The organism is Clostridioides sp. ES-S-0048-02 (assembly GCF_020658495.1).
Taxonomy (GTDB): domain Bacteria; phylum Bacillota; class Clostridia; order Peptostreptococcales; family Peptostreptococcaceae; genus Clostridioides.
On the sequence record NZ_JACVWH010000001.1, the window covers coordinates 375,366 to 401,925 of the forward strand.

20 protein-coding genes are annotated in these 26,560 nt (G+C 25.7%); 10 read left to right on the forward strand and 10 right to left on the reverse strand.

What is annotated here, in order from left to right; genetic code table 11:
- Window positions 1-12: 12 nt before the first annotated feature.
- Window positions 13-1,368: an MATE family efflux transporter gene (locus IC173_RS01780; protein ID WP_227434323.1), complete on the reverse strand. Its 1,356-nt coding sequence runs from the start codon at window positions 1,366-1,368 to the stop codon at window positions 13-15.
- Window positions 1,369-2,316: 948 nt separating this feature from the next.
- Between IC173_RS01780 and IC173_RS01785 the strand changes: the two genes are divergently transcribed.
- Entirely contained in the window at window positions 2,317-2,604 is a 288-nt protein-coding gene (locus IC173_RS01785; RefSeq protein ID WP_227482289.1) for a hypothetical protein, read from the forward strand.
- Window positions 2,605-3,305: 701 nt separating this feature from the next.
- Here the strand turns inward: IC173_RS01785 and IC173_RS01790 are convergent.
- Window positions 3,306-3,623 carry a hypothetical protein gene (locus tag IC173_RS01790; protein WP_227482290.1) on the reverse strand — a complete coding sequence of 106 codons (318 nt, stop codon included), beginning with the start codon at window positions 3,621-3,623 and terminating at the stop codon, window positions 3,306-3,308.
- 28 nt (window positions 3,624-3,651) lie between these two features.
- The gene (locus IC173_RS01795) at window positions 3,652-4,638 is read right to left on the reverse strand and encodes a CPBP family intramembrane glutamic endopeptidase (protein ID WP_227855081.1); all 987 of its coding nucleotides are present in this window, start codon (window positions 4,636-4,638) and stop codon (window positions 3,652-3,654) included.
- Window positions 4,639-4,834: 196 nt separating this feature from the next.
- On the opposite strand from IC173_RS01795, the gene IC173_RS01800 reads away from it, so the two are divergent.
- Window positions 4,835-5,017, forward strand: a complete 183-nt coding sequence (locus tag IC173_RS01800; protein WP_227855082.1) for a hypothetical protein — start codon at window positions 4,835-4,837, stop codon at window positions 5,015-5,017.
- Window positions 5,018-5,675: 658 nt separating this feature from the next.
- On the opposite strand, the gene IC173_RS01805 is transcribed toward IC173_RS01800, so the two are convergent.
- On the reverse strand, window positions 5,676-7,409 hold the full coding sequence (locus IC173_RS01805) for a sensor domain-containing diguanylate cyclase (RefSeq protein WP_227432764.1): 1,734 nt from the start codon (window positions 7,407-7,409) through the stop codon (window positions 5,676-5,678).
- 413 nt (window positions 7,410-7,822) lie between these two features.
- Window positions 7,823-10,057 carry an EAL domain-containing protein gene (locus IC173_RS01810; RefSeq protein ID WP_227432765.1) on the reverse strand — a complete coding sequence of 745 codons (2,235 nt, stop codon included), beginning with the start codon at window positions 10,055-10,057 and terminating at the stop codon, window positions 7,823-7,825.
- A 410-nt stretch (window positions 10,058-10,467) separates the two neighbouring features.
- Between IC173_RS01810 and IC173_RS01815 the strand changes: the two genes are divergently transcribed.
- Together IC173_RS01815 and IC173_RS01820 are read left to right on the forward strand one after the other, a co-directional pair.
- Window positions 10,468-11,277 carry a MerR family transcriptional regulator gene (locus IC173_RS01815; RefSeq protein ID WP_227432767.1) on the forward strand — a complete coding sequence of 270 codons (810 nt, stop codon included), beginning with the start codon at window positions 10,468-10,470 and terminating at the stop codon, window positions 11,275-11,277.
- Window positions 11,278-11,717: 440 nt separating this feature from the next.
- A complete protein-coding gene (locus IC173_RS01820) occupies window positions 11,718-12,401 on the forward strand; it encodes a hypothetical protein (protein ID WP_227855083.1) in 684 nt (227 codons plus the stop codon).
- Between the two features lie 43 nt (window positions 12,402-12,444).
- Here the strand turns inward: IC173_RS01820 and IC173_RS01825 are convergent, their stop codons facing one another.
- The 3 genes from IC173_RS01825 to IC173_RS01835 all read right to left on the reverse strand — a co-directional run bounded on the left by IC173_RS01825 (window position 12,445) and on the right by IC173_RS01835 (window position 14,251).
- The gene (locus tag IC173_RS01825; RefSeq protein ID WP_227432770.1) at window positions 12,445-13,119 is read right to left on the reverse strand and encodes an MgtC/SapB family protein; all 675 of its coding nucleotides are present in this window, start codon (window positions 13,117-13,119) and stop codon (window positions 12,445-12,447) included.
- Window positions 13,120-13,339: 220 nt separating this feature from the next.
- The gene (locus tag IC173_RS01830) at window positions 13,340-13,894 is read right to left on the reverse strand and encodes a cysteine hydrolase family protein (RefSeq protein WP_227823704.1); all 555 of its coding nucleotides are present in this window, start codon (window positions 13,892-13,894) and stop codon (window positions 13,340-13,342) included.
- A gap of 78 nt (window positions 13,895-13,972) precedes the next feature.
- Entirely contained in the window at window positions 13,973-14,251 is a 279-nt protein-coding gene (locus tag IC173_RS01835; RefSeq protein WP_413926667.1) for a winged helix-turn-helix transcriptional regulator, read from the reverse strand.
- Window positions 14,252-14,893: 642 nt separating this feature from the next.
- On the opposite strand from IC173_RS01835, the gene IC173_RS01840 reads away from it, so the two are divergent.
- On the forward strand, window positions 14,894-15,679 hold the full coding sequence (locus IC173_RS01840) for a GNAT family N-acetyltransferase (protein WP_227836039.1): 786 nt from the start codon (window positions 14,894-14,896) through the stop codon (window positions 15,677-15,679).
- A gap of 94 nt (window positions 15,680-15,773) precedes the next feature.
- Here IC173_RS01840 and pdaA read toward each other — a convergent pair whose 3' ends face one another.
- The gene (gene pdaA, locus IC173_RS01845; RefSeq protein ID WP_227432773.1) at window positions 15,774-16,598 is read right to left on the reverse strand and encodes a delta-lactam-biosynthetic de-N-acetylase; all 825 of its coding nucleotides are present in this window, start codon (window positions 16,596-16,598) and stop codon (window positions 15,774-15,776) included.
- A 224-nt stretch (window positions 16,599-16,822) separates the two neighbouring features.
- Here pdaA and IC173_RS01850 point away from each other — a divergent pair, with 224 nt between their 5' ends.
- Complete coding sequence (locus IC173_RS01850) at window positions 16,823-19,933, forward strand: helicase C-terminal domain-containing protein (protein WP_227855084.1); 3,111 nt, start codon at window positions 16,823-16,825, stop codon at window positions 19,931-19,933.
- 24 nt (window positions 19,934-19,957) lie between these two features.
- On the forward strand, window positions 19,958-20,557 hold the full coding sequence (locus IC173_RS01855; protein ID WP_227432776.1) for a viroplasmin family protein: 600 nt from the start codon (window positions 19,958-19,960) through the stop codon (window positions 20,555-20,557).
- Between the two features lie 184 nt (window positions 20,558-20,741).
- Here IC173_RS01855 and IC173_RS01860 read toward each other — a convergent pair whose 3' ends face one another.
- Entirely contained in the window at window positions 20,742-22,865 is a 2,124-nt protein-coding gene (locus IC173_RS01860; RefSeq protein WP_227432778.1) for a peroxiredoxin, read from the reverse strand.
- Window positions 22,866-23,129: 264 nt separating this feature from the next.
- On the opposite strand from IC173_RS01860, the gene IC173_RS01865 reads away from it, so the two are divergent.
- From IC173_RS01865 to IC173_RS01875, 3 genes are all read left to right on the forward strand, one after another.
- Window positions 23,130-23,378, forward strand: coding sequence for a hypothetical protein (locus IC173_RS01865; RefSeq protein WP_255612780.1), 249 nt, complete (start codon window positions 23,130-23,132; stop codon window positions 23,376-23,378).
- Between the two features lie 164 nt (window positions 23,379-23,542).
- Window positions 23,543-24,934, forward strand: a complete 1,392-nt coding sequence (locus IC173_RS01870) for a UbiD family decarboxylase (RefSeq protein ID WP_227855085.1) — start codon at window positions 23,543-23,545, stop codon at window positions 24,932-24,934.
- 123 nt (window positions 24,935-25,057) lie between these two features.
- Window positions 25,058-26,527, forward strand: a complete 1,470-nt coding sequence (locus tag IC173_RS01875; protein ID WP_227432783.1) for a VanW family protein — start codon at window positions 25,058-25,060, stop codon at window positions 26,525-26,527.
- Window positions 26,528-26,560: the final 33 nt, after the last annotated feature.

Sequence of the window (26,560 nt, forward strand, 5' to 3'; positions counted from 1 at the left end):
TGCTACTTTTGTTTAAGCTATTTTTTTTAGACTAGAATCTAATGTAGAAAAATTCTTCTTTAAGAAAATTATTGATGCAATAAGGCATATAAATTCAGAAACAATAGTAGTCATCCATATTCCTTGACCACCAAACATTAGTATCATTACAATTAAACTTAGAGAGACGATTATAAGACCTCTACCAAGAGATATAACTGTAGAAATTGATGGTTTTTCTACTGAAACAAAGAATCCTGAAATTATTACATTAAATCCAACTAATAAGAATGATATAGAGAATATTTTAAATACACGAACTCCTTCATTGAATAATATAGTCTCTTCTGGGTGAATAAACAGAGAAACTATTGGTTCTGAAAAAGTCATACAGATTGCAAATACAGCTATTGAAGCTATTATTGTAGCTTTTACACCCATCTTCAATAATTTCTTTACATTATCTATGTTTCCTGCACCATAATAAAAACTAGTAAGTGGTTGCATACCCTGAGTGATACCCATCATAGTCATAAGAACCAATGTGTTTATATAGTTTATAACACTATAATAAATAAGCGCATTTTCTCCTATATATTTAGTAAGACTCAAGTTAAAAAGTAAAACAACTATACCGCAGCTTAATTCAGTAGTTGAATCAGGGAAACCTATAAAGAGAATTTTTCTAAGTGTCTTAAAATTAACCTTAAATTTAGAAAAATTCAAAGTTGAGTTTTTTCTAAAAAAGTGTATTAAGAAAAAAACAGTAGAAAAAACTTGAGACAAACCAGTCGCAATACCAGCACCCTTTACACCCCATCCAAACTCTATTACAAATAAATAATCTAGTATGATGTTTGTAAGGGCTGATATTATAACACCAACAGTAGCCAATATTGGGAATCCATCAGTTTTTATTATAACTTCTAAAGAATAGGAAACTATAAAGAAACCATTAAAAAATATTATTATTCCTAGGTAGTCTTTAACCATACCAATTGTAGATTCTGTGGCACCTAAAAATAATGCCAATCTATCTAAGTTAAAAAAGGTTACTGCCAATATAATTAATGATAGTATAATTATTGATACTAAATTAAATGAAAAAACTTCATTTGCAGATTTGATATCTTTTTTTCCTAGATAAATTGCGATTATAGTAGATGCACCAGTTGAAAATAACAAAGAAACCGCAAATATAAAATTAATAAAAGGCATAGATATATTAACAGCAGCTAAGGCTAATTCTCCAACTCCTTTACTTACAAATATTCCATCAACCATTGTATATAATGAGAAAACCCACATTGCAACTACAGATGGAGCTAAGTATTTAAAAAACCTTTTGCCCAAACTTATGTTTTCGTCTATAGATATTTTTGTATCCATTTATTATCACTCCTTGTAAAGCTATTATAAAAATTATGAAACTATTAATTAATAATTTTATTTATTACTAATATAGATGATAAACTATAGTATAGTACCAATGTCAACAGCAAATAGCAAATAATTATAAATTTTATTAAACAATAGTGATTTTAAATGTTTTATAAGTAAATTGTATTATCTATATTACTGACATTTAACTGACAAATAGAAAAAAAGTATTTTAACTGACCATCTAAGTGATACAGCTTTACCAAAATGCAATCCAAGAGTTAGCATCAGAAAAATTGGTATACCTATAAGGATATTTTTCTATTTTTCTAATAACAATTGTGCTTCTTGTTTTGTATAAAACTTAGAATTTGAATTATTTATTTTGCTTGGAGTTGCACCAATATTAGTGGATATATTTTAAATGATTCAAAGCCTACAGCAATGTTAATTGAAAGTTTTTTCTGTGACAATAAAGAAGATTATTAGAGAACTAAAAAACTTGGATATGAAAGTATGGCCAAGTTAATTGTAGAAGGTATATTAAATAAGAGTATTGTAAATAATGATGTGAAGCAAATGTATAAACAATTGTTTATAGTGGTGATGATAAAGTATCAGCAGACATTTTAGGACTATATTACAAGAGAGTAAAAGAAAGTTATCTAGTTACAGATATAGAAGCCTATAAGCCACATTAAACACAAAATCTGTATGTAATTGGTGGAGTAACTTGCAATAAAATAAAAGAAATGAGTAAGATTATAGGAAAAAAATTCACTCAGATATATGACAATGATGTGTGGTCTACAATGGATAAGGCTAGAGAGTTTGTAAAAGCCAAATTATAGATTTAATATTTTATTATAAATAATTATGAAAAATATGGAAAATATGTTTAATATGATTTTGATTAAGGTATAAATTTAATAAATAGAATGATAAGGGGTGGATAAGATGTTAATAAATGATAAGAGTTTTTATCCAAATAATATTTATCCAGCGATAGACTTTCTCAAGATAAAAAGACAATTAAAATCAATATACAAGAATGATTTATCAGATTGTGGAAGCATATGTATAATAGAAAGAAAAGAATATTCTATAAGTATAAATAGCATCGGTGAGATAAATATATATTATGATTTAGAACATGAAAATAAGATACAAAGTATAATTGACGAGATTGAGCAGTTATTTAAGTCTCAAGTTGAAAATTTTAGTATATCAAAACTTAAGAATTGATGGTTAGAAGGTAGCAACTAGAGTTATTTGTTACCTTCTTTTTATATATTTTCTTTCTATAAATTTTTTATTTTCCATGTCATCCAACATTTGTAATGAAGTCATGCAATATATCTGGTATTCTTTAAACTCTATTGATTTTTTATTTGCTTTACCTAGAATAAGAATAAAGAAAATCAAGATAAAACTTTCAATGATAATAAAGTATATTTTTAATTTACTAATTATAATTACAAAGAAGGTTGTTAAAAATGCTACATACAAAGTAATATAAAATGAGGTTACAGGGTTATTTTTAGATTTCAAGGATGACTTAATTCTAGCCTTTTCTTATATTTTCAATAGAGTTCATTTCTTTCATATTATTATAAAATTTAAAACTATAATCATAATATTTTCTATATCAATTATTTCCTCTTTATGAATTTTTTCAATTCATCCATATTATATATCTCATTATTAGATTTAGGCATATTAAAAATCCTTCCTTAGTCCATCTACATTCTGTAAATAATATACTTTAATTTATAGCATATTTAAGAGTTTATATCAGCAATTTGTTGAACGATTTTATATAAAAATAGAGTTAGTTAACAAAAACAGGATGAAATCATACAATATTAGACTAAGCAAAAGGTGATAGAGTAATCATATCACCTTCTTTTGATTATCACTTATATTAGCATTTTATTATAAATAATTTATACAGTTATATATTTCTTTCTGACTAGATAATAGGATACTATTGTTATAATAGATACTAATATTAATGCTATTATTGCAACATCTAATTTTCTTATGAATAAACCTATAACTATGTACTCAAGTCCTATTACATAACGATAAAGTACTTCCAACTTAACAATTCTTTTTTTATCTATATTTCCATACATTGATTCTAATTTATTAAAATATTTTTCACTACAAAAAATAATTTTATATTTAATTAAGTATATTATTGTAGTTAATATTATAATTCCTATTCCAATAAATATAAGATAGGTATTCCAAAAGTTCATATAGTATATCTCCTTTACATAATAATTTTTATATGTTTTGCTTATATTCTTTTGTAAATAGAAATGGAACATAAAAAATTAAAATAAGTATGGATATTTCTAATATATCAGAATAAGTAATAGTTGAACAATAGGTAATACTAGAACCTGATATAAGAAAAGATGTATTATTTAAAGCGTGGATTATAGCACAAAACCATACATTTTTAGTCTTCATGTATACATATCCTAAAAATATTGAAATTCCAAATATATATATTGAGCGAGTTATTAAGCCTAATACTGGTGTTTCGGGTGTATATAATGTAAATATTAGAGGTAAATGCCACAAACTCCAACACATACTTAGTGCTAGAATACCAATTTTTTTACCAAATCTATCAAAAAATATATCTTGCAAAAATCCTCTCCAACCATATTCTTCACCAAAAAAAGGGTATATAGAGAAGAATAACATCATAGAAGAGAATATATAATTAAAAATACCTTCATAGTTAGGTTGATTTCCTTGTATTATCAGGCTAAGTGATTCTGGAATAATTTTGGAAAATATGAAATAAAAAATTAGTAAACAACCCACTTTAATATTTTTTATAGGAGACAAATCTTTTATACTGTCAGAATAAAGAATGATAGATAAACTACTTATAATAACCAATATAGTATTTAATGATTGAAATTGCTGATTATTTATTAAGTTTAATAATTCAATAATAAGTAAAAATAAGTAAATTAGAAAAAATAATATTATTAATGAATAAAATTTATATTTATCATTAGTCACTCCTTCTGTATAAAATTTTGCGATTGCAACTGAGGATAAGGGCAATATCATCATAAATAATCCAAAATTTTCTGGGTCAATAAACTTATTGAAATATAATAGAAAACCTAATAAATAAGTTAAACCAAAAGTTATAGAAAAAAATATTATAATCTGTATTTTATTTCTTTTTTCCTCGTTTTCAATATATTTTGGGTTTAATAAATCAATCCATTTTTCTTTTAACTTCAATAGAAAAACCTCCTTTAAGATATGACTTTTTTTAAATAATCGCAAAATTATATTATATTTAATTTTCCTAATCAAAGTATAGCAGTAGTATAAGTATAAAGAGTGTCTAAAAAATTACAAATACAAATTGATTTAACTTCAAATATAATATAACAAAAATAAATTAATAAAATTTTATTTAGAAGGGCTAATTTTTATGGAAATAAAAAAGATAGATAGTAATTATATAGAACATTTACTTAATAAATTAATCAATGAAGATAGCATCAATGAAAATATTTTATCCAATTTACTTGAAGTGGAAGTAGAAAAACTAAAAAATTGTAAAAAGTATGAAAAAGAGTTAACAATAGATTTAGATATTTGGGTAAATGGGTAAACTTAGCACTACAACTTGAATATACTATAAATGTTGATTCAGATTCTAGACTTAGAGGTATTTTAAGTTTATTAATTGATTTAAAGTAGTGCCTTCCTGAAATATCAAGTTTTTTGACATTTGGAAAAATCGCATTTCCATCTTTTGATGCCAAGAAAAAACTGTCAGTAAAAGGGGGATATTCTTTAAATTTTTTGTTTTCATAGTATTTTTATTCTTTAAGCATATGAAAGATGTTTTAAATAATTTCAGTATATCATCGAGATGACTTATAAACAATAACACAAATTAAAAATACATCTTATTAAATTGACAAATATTTTAACTTATATTATTGATTATAAAATTAGAAACTTATATATAACGAAATGTTTTTATACAAAAATATTTCGTTATATATAAAATATGTATAAGATTAAAAGATAGTATAAAAATCAGTAAAGAGGTCTATATGTTAACCTCAGAAAGTTTAATATATAAGTAGTAGTTAGAGGATTGGAGCATATAGTAAAGAAGTTGAATTATTAAAAATTATATTGATTGTAATAATTTAACTTGGGAAGAATTTACTGTTTACAGTGCTTCATTATAGCATTTATAAAAGTATATGTCTTATAAATTATATTTATATTAATATGGAATATGTTAAATAAATATATTATTCACATATTCTGTAACAATTTTTACCACTTGCTTTTGCTAAATACAAAGCTTCATCTGCTTTAGAAAATAAGTTTTTATATGATTTACTTGAATCTGTAGCAAAAGCGATACCAATACTTAATGTTATTTGATGATTGTTTTTTACTTTTATTTTGCTTACATCAGTTAAAATATCATTAATACTTTTTATTACAAAATCCTTTGTCAACGATTTCATAAATATCATAAACTCATCTCCGCCAATACGAGCAACTATATCCTTATCATCTGCATTTTGCATTAATATTTTTGAAACAGCAACTAAAACTTCATTTCCTTCCAAATGTCCAAAAGAATCATTTACAGTTTTAAAGTCATCAATGTCAATGACCATTAAAGCTTCACTATTTTTTTGTTTAGTATTGTTAAGATACTCATCTATAAAATTTTCTGATGCTTTTTGATTATAAAGCTGTGTTAATGGATCTCGTTGAGTTTGAGCAATTAATTTTTCTAATTTAGATTTGTCTTCAGTTATATCTTTCAAAACACCAATTGTTTTGATTGGATTATGATCACCATCATAAATAACTGAACATTGAACACGAATCCATCTCCATTCATCTTTAGTTAATGATTCTAACTGTCGTATTTCAATTGTTTCACGAAGATTTCCGCGAAGTACTTCTAATAATTTACCAATATCATCAAGATGAATGCTTTTTCCATCTTTCAATATGTTAGAATAATTTTTCGTTTCAAAATTTTCTAGTTCAATTTTTCGGTCTATTTCAACTCGTTGATATATCATAAAGTTATCGTTTTCAATGTCATATTCAAACATAATATCTGTAATGTTTTGTAAAGCAATGCGATAGCGTTCTCTCTCTAACTTTAATTCAGACTCTATATTTTTTAGTTGAGTGATATCTGTAATAATGCTATTAATTTTTACGATACCATCACTATTTAAGGATTTCATTCCAGAGTCTAATACCCACATTAATGTTCCATCTTTTTTACGTATTCTATATTCAGATGAATAGGTAGTGCCTTTTGCAAAACAACGTTGGCAATCTTCTAGTGCTTTAGGTAAATCTGGTGGGTATACAGCACCTACTGCAGAGCCACCACTCATTTCAATAAACTCATCGTATGTATATCCTAATATTTTGGGTAATCCTTCATTGACATAGAAGAATGAATATGTATCATCATCATTACTTCCTTTTAATCCACCATTGATATTATTGGTAATCATTTCAATTACTTCTGTTTTTTCCTTTAGTAATCTTTGCAAATAATCATAACTTTGTGTTCCTATTTTATTAGGGAAGAATTCATCAACTTGCATTTCACTATATGGATTTGATATATGCATATGTCTCACCAATAACTGTCCATTATTTTCAATTATTTCAAATGTACAACGCTGACACACCTCTAAAATCATTTGGTCATTTTCTTTAGTACGAATAGTATATTTTCCTACTACAATACATCTATATTTATCTTCACTTACAACTTCAAATGTTTCATTATTCATATCACAAGAAGGGACTTCATTTTGACCAGCATAAAAATAGTCTTTTATTTCATTAAAAGAAGTGAGAAACTCTTGTTCCCCTGGACCAATCCAAGTAATATCTTTTGACAGATATCTTAATACCTCATTAATATCTCGATTTACATAAAAACTCATTAAAATATGTCTTACCAATTCAGGTGCTTTTTTTGAGAGTGTGCTCATGATATTCCCCTTTCTTAATATTATATAAATTAATTATATTATACATTAATGCTTTTAAATTAGAAAACTTTGTTGAACTATGACATTTCTATGAAATAAGAAAAATTTATGCAATATTTTAAGTAAAAGTAGGTTTTTTATATAAAAACTTATTTTATCTATGTTAACTCTGATTTATAGCATCAAATGATTTTATTATAAAAACACAAATAAATCAAAAATAGTTACTCTAAATAGCTTAGTGCCTTAAATTTAAATTAATTTTATTGCATTATATATTAACTTATAGCACATAGTGGGAATTTTATCATCAATTTGTCGAACGATTGTTATTAATTATACATAAATTGGAATTTTAATTTAATAAATCTATAACAGTATTTGTAATTTATTTATAGTTGAGACAGTTAAAATTAAATATCTATTAAATTTTTTATTTTATCAACATCTATATACATACCTTGTGCAATAGATCTTCCATCAATTGCAGAAAGATTACATTGTTTATACATAACTGTAACAATCTGACCATTACGTTTTATAAATCTGTATAAAAAAGGATTAATATTATTTGTGTCAATCATTTCTAAACTTTTTTTATAAACAAAATCTAAATCATCTGGATGAACAATTGCTCTTAAGTTGCCACTCATTTCACCAAAAAATTGTTCTTTTGTATAACCTATAATATCAAACATTTCCTCATTCATATATGTAATAATCATATCACCAAGTAAATCATAGCGAATGATACCTACAGGTAGCATTGAATAAAATTGTGATAAAGTACTACTTTCATCGAGATGAGTGTTTGTCATTTTAGGTATTGAATATGATTCAAATTCATTTATATAACCAGCAGTTTTAATTAAATCTAAATGTATTTTTGTTAAGATTAATTTATTTTCTGAAATAATACAATTTGCACTAAAATAGAAATTACTATATTTTTGATAATCAGTAGTTTCATCAGATAAAACAGCTTCTCCACTAATTAGTAATGAATCTGAACCAACATCATGTGGAGTTATACTTTTATAAAGAATAGAAAATTTTTTACCTTTGATATGTTTTTCAAAGTGTTCTATCACCTCAGAAAAAGATATAAGTTCTTTTTTGTTATAAAAATCAAACCATTTAATATTTTCAATAACATTTGCTCTTAGTTTTTGCATATCTTGCATAATAAAAAATGCATCAAAGATTTTTTCTATTAAAGATTTTCCTATATCAGAATATTTGATAAACATTTTATCTGAAGTATTTTTTTTAGATAGTAACCTTTCAAATTGCTTACATTCCATAGGTTTTGCATAATAAAAACCTTGAGCAATGTCACAGTTTATGCTTTTGATAAACTCTACTTGTTGTTTTGTTTCAACACCTTCACATACTGTAAGCATACCAAGAGCTCTTGCAATATTTATTATAGAATACAAAATTGTTGTATTTTTAAAATCATTTAAGTCATGGGATAAAAATATTTTATCAATTTTTATTATATCCAAAGGGAGATTTTGCAACATACCAAAGGATGAATATCCAGAGCCAAAATCATCTATTGATACAGAAAAACCAAAAGAACGTAATTCGTTTAGTTGTTGAATAATTGTATTTGTATCTTCTATTAATATATTTTCTGTAATTTCAATGCTAAAATTTGATGTAGATATACTGTATTTCTCAGTAATATTTTTTAAAGTACTTGGAAAATTAGGGTTAAAAAAGTGAAGACGAGAAAAATTACAACAAATTGATACAAACACATCATTGTTATCAATCCATCTTCTTATATTTCTACAGTTTTCTTCAAATAAATATAAATCTAATTCTATTATAAGTCCAGAGTGTTCAAATAAAGATATAAATTTATCTGGAGTGAGAAGCCCTTTAAGAGGATGTCTCCAGCGTGCAAGTGCTTCACATCCAACTATAGTATTACTTTTTATGTTATAAAGTGGTTGGTAAAATACCTCAATTTGTTTATCCAATAAAGCATATGATATTTCTGATAAAAATTCTTTATCACTTTCTAATTTATTATAAAAATTATTATCATTAAAATCAAATGAAATGTATCTATTTTTACCTTCACTTTTAGCTTTTTTTAAAGCACTATATACTTGATTTAAAAGTATTAAAGTAGTTACATCTGATTTACCATTCCAAACTGTACTACCAATACTAAATGTAACATTAGAATAGACTTCTTTTTCATTAGGAAGTTGTATTTTTAATTCCCTAGCAGATTTTATAATAGATGTTCCCATATCATCTAATTTTTCCTTTGATATATTTGGGATAGCAATCAAAAATCCTTCTCCTTTTAAATGGCCAACTATTCCTTTAGATTCTGGAACATAATACAATAGTTTTTGAATGAGATTAATTAATAAATTTTCTCCAACTAGGTATCCGTATATATCATTGAATAATTTAAAATTATCAATATTTAATAACATAATTCCAATAGAAGTATTTTTTGAAATACAATTATCAATATATTGATATATACATTTTCTATTTGGCATTTTAGTAAAAAAATCTATTTCGTTTGAGACTTTTAATTTACAATTTCTTTTCTCTAAATCTTTAGACAATAGTTCTACTTTTTTATTTAACATTTTTATATAATCATAATTTGGCATAGCATTCCTCCATAAGATACTTTGATTTTTTGATACTAACTGTGTTTATACTAAAAATATTTAAATGTTAATTAATATTTGAACAATATACTGAAATAATATATCAATATTATTAAATTTATAAAGGGGTATTTTGGAAATAAAAAATATCATATAAAAACATAATGGCATAGGTGTAAATACAAAGTCAAATATATCTTTTGAAAAGCGTAGAGTCAGAAACATCATAATCAATATTATAATAGAATAATGAACAAAATATAGATATATTTAGATAGTTAACAAAATACAATTTATTTTTGAAAACTTGTTTTAGACGATTTTTTAGTATATTCTAAAATAGAATTAGGGAAATAGACGAGTTATTTATTTTTAAGAAAAAATATAATTATGGAGGTCTTTATATATAAATGAAAGATTATTATAAAATAGGAGAAATATCTAAAATATATGGTATAGGAAGAGATTCTTTAATGTACTATGAAGAAATAGGAATTCTAAAACCATTTAGAGATACCAATGGATATAGAATGTATAATATATCTGATATATGGAAATTGAATTTGATAAAAGAATTTAGAAGTTTGAATTTTCCAATGAAAAAGATAAAAGAATATTTAGACGATAGAAGTATAGAATCTACAAAAACTATATTAAATGAAGAACTTGATTTAATTGACAAAAAGATGCTTGAACTTGTAAGTCACAAGGAAAATATCATAACAAGATTAAGTTCAATTGAAAGTGTGATTCAAAATACTAAAATAGATGAGATAGAAGTTGTATATATAGAAAAAAGAAAAGCCTTAGAATTAAATGCTGATATAGAAAGAGATGAGGATTTTGATTTCTTAATTCAAAAGCTTCAAAAAGAATATGAAGACAGATTTAATATACTTGGAAATAATAATATTGGTTCTGCTTTTTCTATTGAAGCAATCAATAATGGTATCTTTAATGAGTTTAAGTCTGTATTTTGTTTTTTGGAAGATAATGAGGAGATATATAATATAGTTTTTGATGAGGGGTACTATGTAACATTAAATTATACTGGAAGTAACTCTAATAATAAAATATATATGGAAAAAGTATTTAGATTTATAGAAGAAAATAATTATAAAATAAATGCTGCGCCAATAGAGATATATAAAATAGATATACATGAAACTGGAATTGTAGATGAATTTGTAACTGAAATTCAAGTTCCTGTAAATAAATAGCTAAATTTTAATAAACTAGACAATAAATAACATAAAAAAATGTAAATTTGCCACCAATTTGCCACTTTATTATAAAATCGGTGGCAAATTGTATTTTAAGAACTTCTAAAATATTTACTGTTTCATTTCCATTCTATGTGTGACATAAGAATAAGTCTTAATTATGTTTTATATTGGTTAAAGTATAAGTAGATAGTGTTTAGATTGAAAATTAGTAATAATTATCTTTATACCCAATTAACAATATATAATTTTGATTTTCGACAACATTTATTATTTGTTTACTATATAATTTAATTAATAATGTATAAACAGGGGGATATAGGATGAAAATTAAGGGATTATTAAAAATTAACATCAATATTTATCAGACTTAAATCTTATTAGATTGATAGTCATGGATGATAAAGTAGTTAACTTAATGTTTTGGAGGGGAATTTATGTTTGAGAAGTTTAAAGTATTAAAAAGTTGGCAAAAGATATTAATTGTTATTATAGGAATTTTATTATTACCATTAACATTATTATTATTGTCTATTCTATTTTTAGTAAAAAGTGTAAATAAAAATAGTAATAAAATAGTAAAAACATTAAAAGTTGTTATAAGCCTATTTGTAGTGTTTATACTCTTAATGTTCAATTGGGTATGGTGGGGAGCAACGTTCAAAGTAGCAACAGAACCTAACTTAAATGAGCAACAAGAAATAAAAATAAAAGAAGAACAGGATACAAAAGACAAGGAAGTAGAAGAAAAACAAGAATTAAAAGCAAAAGAAGAAAAAGATAACTTAGAGAAACAAAAGAAAAAAGAGTTAGAAGAAAAGAAAAAACAAGAGGAGTTAGAGTTAGCTCAGAAAGAAAAAGAAGAAAAGGAAAAAGCAGAAAAACTTGATAAAGAAAGTGTCGATAAGTCAACTGAAAACGTTCAAGTTCAAAATCCTAAAACTGAAGAATCAAATCCAAACAACCAAAAAACATCTGAAACTGTATATGCAAATGGAGGAAAATCTAAATCAAATAAATATCATTCTTCTCATACTGCACATAATATGGAAGGTGCAATTTCAATGAGTAGAGAAGAAGCAGAAGCAAATGGATATGTAGCTTGTAAAATATGTTATTAGTAACAAAGAAATAGACTAGTGTTTAGCTAGTCTATTTTTTATATTATATCTCTAAAGATTCTATAAGAGGATTATCACTAAACAACTTTAACAGATTTGTCTTTTTATATCCTTTGGGTAATTTAGTATAGATAATTACTTCTAGCCAATCTCCATCAATGCGTTTAATATTCATATTTATAATTTCAATTTTAGACTGCTTAAATTTTTCTTCAATATATGAGATTGAATCAGTGCTGTTAGAAATTTTGAGAGAGACCTGCTCTGCTGTAGGGAGTTTCATCCATTTCCTATCTCTATGAAGTAGTATTTGCGTGATAACGATAATAATGCTTGAAACAATACCAAGTAAGTATAATCCACAACCAATTGCAAGCCCTGTACCTGCTGTCGCCCATATACCAGCAGCTGTAGTAAGTCCACTCACTGATTGATTTCTGATAAATATCAATCCAGCCCCTAAAAAACCTATCCCACTGACAACCTGTGCTGCAACACGGGCAGGGTCTAAACCAATACCTGGAGTACCTACTACATCATCAAACCCATATTTAGAAACAATGATTATAAGTGCTGATCCTAGTGCTACTATAAAATGAGTTCGGATTCCAGCTTCTTTTAGCCTATTCTTTCTTTCATATCCAATCAAAGCTCCACATAAACCAGCAATAATGATTCTTGCTATATATTCAAATTGAATAAGTATATGATTATTCATCTATTTAGCACCCCCTTTTATGTAATATTATATATACTATAACACTACATTTTTTATGTGGATATAGTAACATTTGAAAATTATATGATTGTTGCACCTAAATCTAAAATCAGAAAAAGTATTTTATATATATAAAAATACTAGAAGGGATATATAAGATTATATGATTGAAGAGCAAACTTAAATTAATTAAGTTTGCTCTTTATAATGGTAAATATTTTTATTTACAATAATTAGACAAAAAAATGTCTGTATTTTTTATATCTGCAAAACTAGATTGTAAGGATGCCATAAATACTTGATGTACAATTTCAGCATTAATCTCTTTGTCATCCCAAAATAAATTTTTTGTTGTGCAAGCATCGCTTATAAGCGTAATATCGTATCCAAGTTTCTTTGCTGTTCTTACACTTGTATCAATACACATATGACTCATCATTCCACAAATCACTAATTTATCTATGTTTTTTTCTTCAAGACAACTTTGTAAACGTGTTTTAAAAAAACTATCTGGTGTATGTTTAATGATAATTTCTTCATTCTCAAGTGGAAAAACATTTTTATTTATTTTTGCACCATAAGTGTCAGGGAGAAAGAATGATGAAGTTGAACTCATTGATATATGCTGTATATGAATAATTGGTAAGTTATTTTTTCTAAAGAGTGTCAGTATTTTTTTAGCATTTTCAGCAGTTTTTTCTGTATTAAATAATTCACATTTCCCATTTTTAAAATAATCATTTTGAATATCAATTAAAATTAAAGCTATAGACATATTTATACCTCCTTTTATATTTTAATTATAATACTGCTAAATGAAATGTAAATTACTTACTTTTTGGTATGTATAGAATTATTTATTATAACAGATTCCTTTATTGTCTAAAAATTCTTGTTGTCCATGTTCAAGCATATATTCTATACCTATTTCTTGCATTATCTCTACAGCTTGGAGCATTTTTTTGCCACGATTGGTAAGGAAATATTCAGTATGTAATGGATATCCAGTTGAACTGATTTTATCAACAATACCAAATTCTCTAAGTTCTTTTAATTGTTGGATTAACATTTTTTGACTTATTCCATCTATACTATGCTCTAAGTTAGAGAATGTTTTATTACATTGTCTCAACTTGAATACAATTATAGTCTTCCATTTCCCTTTAATGATATCATGTACAATTTCAAGAGGGCATGTATATTCATCTCTTATTTTTATAATATATCACCTCCATAAAATGATAATAAATTATATCACTGTTTTTATAATATGACAAATCTATATGAAGTATATATAAAATTTGTGTTTTATTAAGTTCTAAATTTCTTCTAATATAGTTCACACTTAGTACACAAATAGTTAGTAATATATAAGTAAGTAATATATTTGATACAAATTAAATAATTTTAAAATAATTTATGATAATTTAGAGGAGGAAAATATATGAATATATCAAGAAAAGCTATGAGAATAATAGAATTAGCACAAAGGATTGCAACCAAGAGAGGTATCTCAGTAGAAGAAGCCTAGGATGAGGCATTAAAAGAATATAAACAGAAATACCAACATATTGCATAGAAATTTAAAAATATAGTTCAATTTTGTAAAGTAGAAAATATAATATAATCACTGATTGATTTTTCTGAAAAAATTATAAATTTACAAATTTAAATTATTTACAAAAATTTAGAATATTTAGTAGAAGTTAATAACTTTAAATGATACTATAAATTATAAGGTATATCATTATTAACACAAAAGGAGGATGTACACTTGATTGTAAAAATAGATAATACTTTAGAAAAAAAATTCTGGCAATATGTATCACATGAAGAAAGTTTAAACTTATTTATAATTGGATATGTTGAAAACTATGGATTTAGTTCTGATTCTCAAGAAGTATGGTCTCAGACAAAAGAAGGAAGTATAACTTCTATAATATTAAAAAATAAGTCAACACTTATAATCTATAGTTTAGAAAATAATTTTGATGTAGAAGAAATGAAAAGCCATATAAAAGGATTAGATATAGAAAGTATAAGTGGAAAAAAGTGTGTAATAGATAGACTAGTGAGTATATACAAAGATTTTTATGAAAAATTGGATAATAAATTTTGTATATTAAAGAAAATAAAAGAGCTGGATTTTTCTACTATGAATGAATATAGGATAGAAAAGGCATATGAAAGAGACATTGATGAAATAGGAAAACTTTTAAATGAATCAGGATATAAGGTAAGTCCAAATTACATAGAAGCAAGAAAAGAGTACTTAAAAGAAGGTAACGTAAGAGCATATTTCATAAAAGATAATAATACTATGATTAGTACTGTATCAACTGGTATGGAAACTAGTTTTTTAGCAATGATAGTTTCTGTAAGTACAGACAAACAGCATAGAAAAAAAGGGCTTGCTAGTTATATGGTGTACAATTTAAGTAAAGAACTATTGTCAGAAGGGAAAATACCATGTCTTTTTTATAATAATGAAATAGCAGGAAAAATATATCACGATATAGGATATGAAGAGATAAATGAATGGACAATGCTTTTTAAATAATTCTAAAACACAAAACTCCATCAAGAATTAAAGTATTTATAAATAGATTTATTTTTACTATAATTCATGAGGGAGTTTTATTTTAATTAAAATGTTATTTTTTACTGCTTAAATAGTCAAGTGTTTTAAGTTTGTAACCTTCTTTTTCCCAATGTGTAAGTACTTCATCCAATATCTCAGTATTAGTTGAAGAATTTGGATGTAATAAAACTATTGCACCAGGATGTGTTCTAGAGTAAATTTTGTTTTTAGCAAACTCATGAGTAGGTTGTTTCTTTTCATACCAATCTACATAAGCAAAACTCCAAAATATAGATTTATAACCCAAGTCTTGTGTATATTTTAGAGATTGTTCACTAAATTTACCCATTGGTGGTCTAAAATATTTAGGCATTTCTTTTCCAGTAACATCTTTATATGCTTTTTCTACACTTGTAATTTCTTCTTTGAATTTTTCAAAATCTGTAATTCCAGCCATTGATGGATGACTTTTTGAGTGATTACAAACCAAATGACCTTCTTTTTCCATACGTTTTATTAAATCTGGATTACTTTTTATATAACTCTCAACTACGAAAAATTGTGCCTTTGCATTGTGTTTTTTTAGTGTATCTAACAACTTTGGAGTGTTCCCACTTTCATATCCAGCATCAAATGATAAGTATATAACTTTTTCATTAGGGTTTCCTACATAATATGAATCATATTTCTTAAAAAAATTGGCTTCTTTTATAGGGGATGGTTGTTTGCCATCCTCTCTAGGATTAAAATACCAATCATATTCATGTGTATCAAGTGTTGGACTAGAAATTTGAGTTTTTGTTTTATCTAGGGATTTAAAGTTCATACTAGCAATTCCAAAAAGTATTAAAGCGAATGCTCCTATCATAATGTATTTTTTCAGGCTATCTTTTTTCACAATGTCACCTCTTATTTAAAATTTCAAGTAAATCTTTCTTATAATATAGTTTGAATATTTATAGTTAAAAATATTCATATATACAAATAATAAATTAAAGAAGTTTCTTTTAAGATATATAAAATAACATTAATTATCTTAAACAAAATACATTATAAATGATAAAATATAAGGAGCAATTATTGTGTAGAAGTGAAATTGGTTTAACTTGAAGGGATAAAAAAATGAATAATATAATAAGTATATTGAATGATGTTGTTTTTTTAGATATAGAAGTTAGTGGAATAGACTATTTAAATTCAGAAATTTTAGAAGTTGGAGCTGTTAAAATTAAAGATTGGAAAGCTGAGACATATCAATCGTTAATAAAAAATAAAGCTGAAGTACCTATAGAAGTATTCTCTCTATGTGATAATCTTAAAAAAATTGATTTAGAAGATGCTTTTAATCTAAAAATGGTAGAAGAGGAGTTAAGAAATTTTGTAGGAGATAGTCTGATTATATGTCATGATTTAAGTTTTAAAATAAAGTTTTTTGAGTACTATATGCCAAAGCTAAAAAATAAATTTATTGATTCAATTGAGTTGGCAATTATTTTAGAGCCATATCATAAGGATTATAGTTTGGTGTATTTAAAAAGTATTTTAACTAGTGATAAATCTGAGACCAAGAATAGAGCTTTATCAGATGCTATTGATACTATAAATATTGTAAATTCTCTTTTAATAAGATTTAATAACCATGAGAAAACTAATTTAGAGCCATTAAGTTTTAAAATAAATTCATATCTAAATAAGTTTAATCTTGGAAAATGGGAATGGAGTAAATTTTTAGAAGAAGCAAACTATGATTTATCTCATGATGTAAGTATTATAAAAGAACATGAGGAGTTTAATCCAAAAGAAGAAAATATAAAAGAAAAAGAAACTTTAAAAATTTTACGTGAGCAAGAAAAGAAATATGAAGAATTATTAAAATATAAGCATATATGGGAGAGTAAAGAGGGATTTACATATGAATATAGACCAGGTCAGTATGAGCTTACTAAGGCAATACGAGAATTGTTTAGAAATAATGAAGATGACGAAAAAATTGCGTGCATAGAGGCGCCAACAGGGATAGGAAAAAGTGTTGGATACTTATTGCCAGCTATATTAGAAGCTAGAATTAATAAAAAAAGATTGCTAATTTCTACTGATACAAAAGAATTGCAGATACAATTGATAAATAAAGATATTCCAAATGTGTTAAATTCTTTAGGGTTAAATGGTAAAGTAAGTTATGGATATATAAAGGGAAAAAACAACTATATATGTATAGATAGATTAGAAGCATATATAGCAGATTATGAGTCTCAAGAACCTACTAAAGAAGAAATATTATCTTTAATATTTTTAGAAAGATTAGTTGAAGGTGGTAAATATGGAGATATAGAAGAAATAAATTATTGGGTGTTGGATAACTTCAAGGAAATAAATACTCACTTAAGAAATATAAGTTGTGACCCAAACATGTGTAAACCTAAAAAATGTAAAAAAGATTGTCTATATAAAAATAGGACAGAAGAGTTAAAAGATGAACATATAACAGTAATAAACCACTCTTTACTGGCTAAATGGCCATATAAAGATGAAAAGCCTTTAGAAAATATAATAGTAGATGAGGCTCACAATTTAACTGAAAAAGGATATGATTTTTTTTCAAGTATCATAAATTCAAAGTCTTTAAGATACTTATTGCAAGAAATTTATCCTTATGAATTTATACAAGATAGTAGTTTTATGTATAAAAAAACTAATACAAACATGAAGAAAATAAAGGCTTTTGATAAATTCTATCATATATTAAAAATTGAAAGAAAAGATAAACAAAAGATTGCTAGGAGTATAAATCTTATTATTGAAGAAATAGATTCAATATTAGCATTTGGCAATTGTAGTGAATATGGTAATGTAAGCAATTATAACTTAAGGTGGGAATTAAATTTACAAATAGATGAAATTGCAGGAAAAATAAAAAAAGATGATATAGATACTGAAGTTAGCTATAGATTGTATAGTGAAAAGATAAAGCTAAGTTGTGAAAAAATAATAAAAAATTTAGTTTCAATAATAATTGTAATTTATAGGAATATTGATGATGATAGTATAGATAAAGAAACAGATATATACAAGTTTGGAAAAGCAAAGACAAGAGACTTAGAGGATATAAAAATTGTTTTTGAAATTTTCTTGGAGTATGATGAGAATGATGATTATGCAAGAATAGTTGAAATTGAAAAGAATTATAATGATTTTGAATTTAGAGTAGTTCCATTAAAAATAGCAGATTTATTTGAAGAAAATATTTTATCTCAGCTAGAGAAAGGAATATTTTTATCAGCAACCTTAAGTTTATCTCAAAATATGTCTTATTTTAAAACTACATTGGGAATAGATAGGGTTAAGAATATAGAAAAAATTATAGAACCAATTTTTGATTATAAGAATATGGTTTCTGTAGTAGCGTTTTCTGATATTTGTGAGTATAAAAATGCTGAATTTCCAAATGAAATAAGTAAAATTATATCGAATATATCATGCATTACAGAAGGGCATATGTTAGCTCTTTTTAATAGTAAAAATAGACAAGAAAAAACTTATGATATATTAAAAAAATATTTGCATGGTTTAAATTTAGAAATTTATGCTAATAAAAAAGGTGTTAGACATCTTAATGATTTAAATAGAAAGTGTGTAGTACTTGGCTCAAAAGGATGTTTTGAAGGTGTAGACATTCCAGGCGATGGTTTGGTATGTGTAACTTTGGACAAGCTTCCTAATTTAAACCCTAAAGACCCTTTGTATTATACTATAATGAAGAAGTATAATATAGATTATTACAGTATAAATTATCCCCAGATGACTATAAAAGTAAAGCAAGCTATGGGAAGACTTTTAAGAAGTAAATATGATTATGGATGCTTTGTGATTTTTGATGTTGGCACTAATATAAGCATATTAAAAAGACTAGAGCAAGATTTGCATGGTTGTAAAATTTTAAAGATGAATAGTAACGATTTTTATACTTATGCAAAAAAACACTTAAATAAATCTAGAAGCCTAATACTAAAATCTGTTATATTTGATACTATAAAAGCATTACAGGTCAATACTAAAATAGAACATGATGAAGTTGATAAAAATACTATAAAAAAAGATATCAATGAAAATATAAGGCAAAGAGCTGTAAAAGGAGAAGTATATCATATAGATATTGAAAACAAAGATATGAGAGTAAAGTATTTCGATAAAAATTATCTAATAAATCTAGATATATTTATGAGAGAAACATAAAAACTAATGGTGGGAGTGATATATTTGGCAAAACAAAAGTTTTATGCTGTAAAAAAGGGCAAAAAAATTGGAATATATGAGACATGGGATGAGTGTAAAAAACAAGTAAATGGATTTTCAGGAGCTGAATACAAGAGTTTTACTACATCACAGGAAGCAAAAGAGTATGTTTATGGAGCAACAAAACCAACATTTAAAGAAGATGAAGAATTTATAGAAGCATATGTTGATGGTAGTTATGAGCATTCAATAAAGATGTATGGTTCAGGTGTTGTAATTCTAAAGAAGAATGAAGTTATAAAAACTTATAGTAAAAATGGAAAAGAGCAAACTTTAGTAGGTATGAGAAATGTGGCGGGTGAGATAGAAGCTTCTAAAATTGCAATGCAGTACTGTATTGATAATAATATTCAAAACCTGATTTTATATTTTGACTATGAAGGTATTGAAAAGTGGTGCACTGGAGTTTGGAAAACAAATAAAGAAGGAACTATAGCATATAAAAACTTTTATGATAGTATCAAAACGGAGTTAAATGTCAGATTTATGAAAGTTAAAGCGCATTCTGGAAATAAATACAATGAAGAAGCTGATAAGTTAGCCAAAAAAGCTATTGGTATATAATTAGGAATTAGCATGCTATTAAAAAAACATTGACTTATAACCAAAAAAGCAGAATTGTATTATAATAAGATAAGTTTCTGATTTCAAAATAATTGATATTATTATCAATTAAGTAAAACTCATTTAATATAATGCAATCTGCTTTTTTATATGGCAAAAGTATAAAATTTTATATTATGTCTAATTAGAATTGACCATAAAGACCTTCAAGTTCTTCTTTTAACAATTCAGGGTCATTTATACCAATAGACATAGTTCTAGCTAATATATTTGCCTGGTCATAAGTTGATGTCCAAGAGAATACACCACCTAAACAGTTTCTAAGCACATATTGAGTTTTTAAGAATATAGATAATGAATCATCATATGACATTGCAAATTCTCCATCTTTAACTAAATATGGAACCTGAGCAACTCTATCAAATCTATATTCATATCCATTTTTATTTATATAATCTTTTCTAAGTTCATCATAAGTTCTTGTTATAGTGGCACCTAATCTTCCATAAAATGGAAGGCCAAGAAGGATTTTTTCAGAAGGCATTCCAGCATTTTCAAGGTTTCTAACCATTGCATCAACACTATATCCTGGTAAGGATAAGTCTGAGTCAAAAAGGTTTGCCTGATGTTTTCTGCCATTTGGCCCTGTTTCACCTGCTGTGAAATCATAACTCATAAGATTAAAATAATCTATTATTGGAGCTATTTTATCTATTTCAGCACTTGAGTTTATATATCCCATATCCCCTGTTCCAGCTACGCTAAGCCATTTCTCATCTCCTATAACGTCTCTTATAGCTGTTAGTAAAAGTGTGAAATTTTCTCTATCTTGAGGTCTCGATTTTATACCAGCTGCACTACTTCCAGGATATTCCCAGTCTATATCAACTCCATCTAAAGCATATTCATTTATCATTTGATTGACTTGTCTTGCAAAGTTATATCTGGATGTAGGCGTTAAAGCTGCATCGGAGAATCCTTCAGCTCCCCAACCACCAATGGCTACAATTACTTTTAAGCTAGGCTTTTCAGCTTTAAGCGCAAGCAATTGGTTTAGGAATCTAGGATAAGGAATAAATAAATTACCATATTGGTCTATTTCAGCAAATGCAAAAATAACTGCATCTAATAACTGAGCATCTACATTAGTTGGATTACCAAGAACATATTCCATTACAATAGGATTTATATCTGGACAATTTATATTTTCAACTATTGGATTATATGGGTCATTTATTTGTGGTCTAACTAACTTCTTTGAGTCTTTTAATGTTTTCATAGCTATTTTTTTAGAATTTTTTTCACTTGTATAATCATAGTTTTTATAATTTTGTTTATAGAAATCCTCATAGCTATTATCTTCTTTATCGCATTTATCATAGCTATTATCCTCTTTACTACATTTATCGTATTTGTATTTTATTTCATCACAGGATTTATCTTTAAGTTTATCCTGTTTGGAGTTATGAATTTTGTTAGTATTTTTAGTATGTTTTTGTTCGCAATCACAACTATCTTTAACATCCTTATTGTATTCTTGTTTGTGGTCATGAGATTTGTTTATACACTTAATATTTTCTTGTTCGTAATCATTTTCAATATTTTTAGTATGTTCTTTTTTACAACTGTAAGTATCATCAATATTTTTAGTATATTCTTCATCTGTGTAATTATCTGGCACAAAACATAAGTACCAATCCATACATGAATACTTTTTATTACAACTATTTACTCTATTTTTTAACTCTTTATAGTTTTTAGGATATGGCAAGATAACAGGCATTCCAGGGAACCAGTTTGCAGGAGTAACTACATTATCTCTATCACTAGTTTGAAGAGCATCTACTATTCTAAGTATTTCTGGTATATTTCTTCCTGTAGTCAATGGATAATAAAGAATAGTTCTTAATATTTGATTATTATCTATAATAAATACAGAACGGATAGTAGATGTATCACTCATTGGTTTTGATATCATGCCATATAATTTGGCAATTCTCATATCTCTATCTTCTATGATAGGGAATGGGATTTCTACACCTGTAAGTAAAAACATATTGTACATCCAAGCTAAATGAGAGCTATTGCTATCAACACTTAGGCCGATTAATTCTGTATTTCTTTTCTTAAATTCATCATAATATTTAGCAAAGCATAAAAATTCAGTAGTACAAACTGGTGTAAAATCACCAGGATGTGAAAATAAAACAACCCAATTACCTTTGTAATCAGACAGTCTAATAGGGCCATCTGTTGTATTGGCTTTAAAATCAGGAGCCTTGGATCCTAAACTTGGCAAATTTGGCATGTAAATCACCCCTCAATAAATTATCATTTATTTCATTCTATTAATTAGCACAGATTAGTGTTACTATTTTATAAAAATGAAGGAATACTAATGTCAAAAAAAGATATTTATTAAAAATATTTAATATTTTCGTAATATAAATGACAATAATAATTGCTATTTTTTTACTAATTTGGTATAGTAATGGATAAGGGGTAGTGTCAATATTAGTGATTATACGAGGTGATTGGATTGAAAAAAATTCTAAGAATTTTAGTTATCTCCATGATGATATGTTTTGCAATGACTTTTGCATTAGTATTAATAAATTCAGTTATGGGAGTACATGTAGGATTGGATTATTACTTTTTAATGGCGAGTGTGCTTACAGTATGCTTGACTACAGGAGTTGTTTTATGCAATGCTAGAAAAATATTTGCTAACAAAACTATACATACAACAAGAATGAAAAATGTCAGTGCTAATAAAAAACAAAAAAGTCATTCTAGGGATATAAAAAGAAAGATATCATAATTTATGTAAAGGAAATATTTATGTATAAAATAATGATTGGTAGGTAAAATAAAAACACGATTTAACTTGTGTTTTTATTTTTTTTCAGGAATTATGATATAATAACCAATAAGAAATTTAGTTTATCATAAATATAAATATTGCTAAATAGAGAGGGAACTATAATGAATTTTAGAGATTTATTTGAAAAAACTGTAGATTTTATTGATGAAAAAAGAAAATCTATAGTAGCAGTTTCATTATCAGCATTAGGCATACTTGTTTTAATCATAGTATTTTTCTTAAGTAGTAATGAATTTAGTGTAGGAAATGAAGCAAATGAGTTGTTAAAAATTGTAGAGAAAAGACAATACTCTATTGCTGTGGATTACTATGCAAGTGTAGATAAAAAGTTTTCTGATTCAAAAATGGAAAGGTTTAATAAATCCATTTCTAAAAAAATAAATAAATTATTATTAAATAGTGGTGACAAATATTTAGATGGAGATATAAGTCAAGAAAGTTTTATTGGATTAATAAATACAGTAAAATCATTAGATAAAATAAATATAAATGTAGATGATTTAATAACTCAAGCTAATAGAGTTGGAGAAATGTATAAAGAAGAAAATATTACTTACAATGTGGCAATTTCTTACATAAATACTATTTCAATTTTAAATGGTATAGGTAGCAACTTAGATGTATACAAGCAAAATGTAGAAACAATTAAAGAATCCAGAGATGTTTATGACTCTGCAGTAAAAGACCAAAAAGTATATAAATATTATGATGCTATTGAAAAATATAATAAAGTATTAAAAGAAGACGAAAAATATTACAACCTAGCTCAAAGCGCTAAAAAACAATGTGTTGAAGAAATGTATGATTACTATATAAGTAAAGCAGAAGAAGCAAACACTTCTGGTGATTATGAGAAAGCATTACAGTATATAGACTATCTAAAAGAAGACTATTCAGACGATGAAAAGGTACAAAGTTTAGAGAAGAAATATAAAAAGAATTTATCATTGTATACTTTAACATCTGATGACATTATAAATATAATCTCTAAAAAAAGTGGGAAAGAAAAGGCAAATCTATCTATAAACTCACTTCCACAAATGGTAAAAAACGATAAATACTATTATGCTGAGGTATATGAGTATGATAAATTAATAAATGAAGTTTTAATAAGTGCAAAAACTAAAGATTTATATTCATATAAAGATGGTAAAAAAGATTATAAGGTGGACTATGGAGAAGGATATTTTAGAATATTAGAAGATGGAAGCTATCAATTTGGTATTACTAAAGATAAAGCTAAATTTGTGTTGACTAATACTCTTGATGAAAAAGAAAATAAATACAAAAAGGTTGATATATTGGATATAGAAAAAGCTGATAAATATGTAAAAAGTAAAAAAAGTTTAGAAGAATTATTTGGAAAACAAAAAAATATTTATTATTATGCTGTAGTAAACAAAGGTTTATTTAGAGGAAAAGAAGTTTATGCTATCAACATATACAATGAAAAAATATATTCTATATCAGAAAAAGGATTGAGTGAATATTAGTTATTTATATTGATAATGTTAAATTATTATATAATTAAAAAGTTTTTGGGTTTTTAAGGCACATTATGTAGTAATATAATAGTAGGTGTATATAAATAATTTTATTGTAAGGAGAAGTAAGGGATGATTAATGTGAACAAAAAGCTAGTTATAGCTATTGGAGCTGTAGCATTATTATTAGTAATATTTGTAGGTATAATGTGTATGCAGTTTAAAGGGGAGAAAATAGCAAAAAACACATATGTTAATAGCATAAGTGTTGGAGGATTAACTAAATCTCAGGCTAAGCAGGAATTAGCTAAAAAATACAATTTAGATAATGTTGAATTTAATTACAACGATAGAAGTTGGAAAGTTAAAAGTCAAGACCTAAATTTATCTGCTGATTTGGATAAAACTGTAGAAAATGCATATAATTTAAATAGAAAGAATGGTTTCTTTAGCAACCTATCAAAAACTATTTCAGCAAATTTTGGTAAAAAGAGTAATTTAGTAGTAGTAACAAATTATGATAAAAATAAGTTAAAAACAGAAATGGAAAAAATAGCTAAAGAAATAGATGTAGAGGTAAAAGATGCAACAATTGATATAAGTAGTGATAAGGTAAAGGTTGTACCAGATTCTGATGGCCTTAAAATGGATATTTCTAAGAGTATGAATAGTTTTGACAGTCAGATTAAAAAAGGAAAGTATACAAATAAGTTAGTGGTAAAAGCTACTTCAGCAAAAATAAAAAAAGAGCAACTTGCTAATATAGACACAAATTTAGGTAAATATGCAACAACATTTAAAACTTCTCAGGTAAATAGAAGTATAAATATAAAATTAGCAACAGATAGTATAAGTAATATTTTACTTATGCCAGGAGAAACTTTTTCGTTTAATGAACATACAGGAAAAAGAAGCAAAGCGAATGGCTACAAAAGTGCTCCTGTTATAGTAGAGGGAGAAATGGAAGAGGATTATGGTGGAGGAGTTTGTCAAGTTTCATCAACTCTATATAATTCTGTTTTATATGCAGGCTTAGAAATTACTAATGTAAAAAATCATACTATACCATCAAGTTATGTTCCAAAAGGAAGGGATGCCACTGTTGCAGACAGCGGAATAGATTTCTTATTTAAAAACAATCTTAAGCATCCAATTTACATAAAAAATTATGTTTCAGGAAATCAAATTGTTTGCAATATATATGGAAGTGCAGAGGATAAACAAAATATAACAATATCAACAAAATTAGATGGAGTTTCACAAACTACAATGAAGAGGGTCAATGATTCTTCAATGCCTAAAGGAAAAGAAAAAGTAGATAAGAGTGGAAGAAATGCATACTCTGTATCAACATATAGAACATTTAATGATGCAAATGGCAAGAAAATTAAAACTGAAAAAATAGCTAATTCATATTATCCTAAGAAGGAAGGTATTATATTAGTTGGAACTATGGAACCAAAACCAGAAGAAAAGCCAAAGACAGATGAAAATAAAGATAATCAAAATACAAATAATCAAAATACAGATAATAAACCAAAACCAGAAACACCACCAACTGATAATAAACCTAGTGAGACACAACCACAACCACAAGCTTAAAGTTCTCAAGAATAGGATTTATGTAGAGTATTA

Excerpts from the sequence above, each read along its gene's own strand:
- IC173_RS01780 (WP_227434323.1), bottom strand. The coding sequence starts at position 1,368 with ATGGATACAAAAATATCTATAGACGAAAACATAAGTTTGGGCAAAAGG.
- IC173_RS01785 (WP_227482289.1), top strand. The coding sequence starts at position 2,317 with ATGTTAATAAATGATAAGAGTTTTTATCCAAATAATATTTATCCAGCG.
- IC173_RS01790 (WP_227482290.1), bottom strand. The coding sequence starts at position 3,623 with ATGAACTTTTGGAATACCTATCTTATATTTATTGGAATAGGAATTATA.
- IC173_RS01800 (WP_227855082.1), top strand. The coding sequence starts at position 4,835 with ATGGAAATAAAAAAGATAGATAGTAATTATATAGAACATTTACTTAAT.
- IC173_RS01805 (WP_227432764.1), bottom strand. The coding sequence starts at position 7,409 with ATGAGCACACTCTCAAAAAAAGCACCTGAATTGGTAAGACATATTTTA.
- IC173_RS01810 (WP_227432765.1), bottom strand. The coding sequence starts at position 10,057 with ATGCCAAATTATGATTATATAAAAATGTTAAATAAAAAAGTAGAACTA.
- IC173_RS01815 (WP_227432767.1), top strand. The coding sequence starts at position 10,468 with ATGAAAGATTATTATAAAATAGGAGAAATATCTAAAATATATGGTATA.
- IC173_RS01820 (WP_227855083.1), top strand. The coding sequence starts at position 11,718 with ATGTTTGAGAAGTTTAAAGTATTAAAAAGTTGGCAAAAGATATTAATT.
- IC173_RS01825 (WP_227432770.1), bottom strand. The coding sequence starts at position 13,119 with ATGAATAATCATATACTTATTCAATTTGAATATATAGCAAGAATCATT.
- IC173_RS01830 (WP_227823704.1), bottom strand. The coding sequence starts at position 13,894 with ATGTCTATAGCTTTAATTTTAATTGATATTCAAAATGATTATTTTAAA.
- IC173_RS01850 (WP_227855084.1), top strand. The coding sequence starts at position 16,823 with ATGAATAATATAATAAGTATATTGAATGATGTTGTTTTTTTAGATATA.
- IC173_RS01860 (WP_227432778.1), bottom strand. The coding sequence starts at position 22,865 with ATGCCAAATTTGCCAAGTTTAGGATCCAAGGCTCCTGATTTTAAAGCC.
- IC173_RS01865 (WP_255612780.1), top strand. The coding sequence starts at position 23,130 with ATGATGATATGTTTTGCAATGACTTTTGCATTAGTATTAATAAATTCA.
- IC173_RS01870 (WP_227855085.1), top strand. The coding sequence starts at position 23,543 with ATGAATTTTAGAGATTTATTTGAAAAAACTGTAGATTTTATTGATGAA.
- IC173_RS01875 (WP_227432783.1), top strand. The coding sequence starts at position 25,058 with ATGATTAATGTGAACAAAAAGCTAGTTATAGCTATTGGAGCTGTAGCA.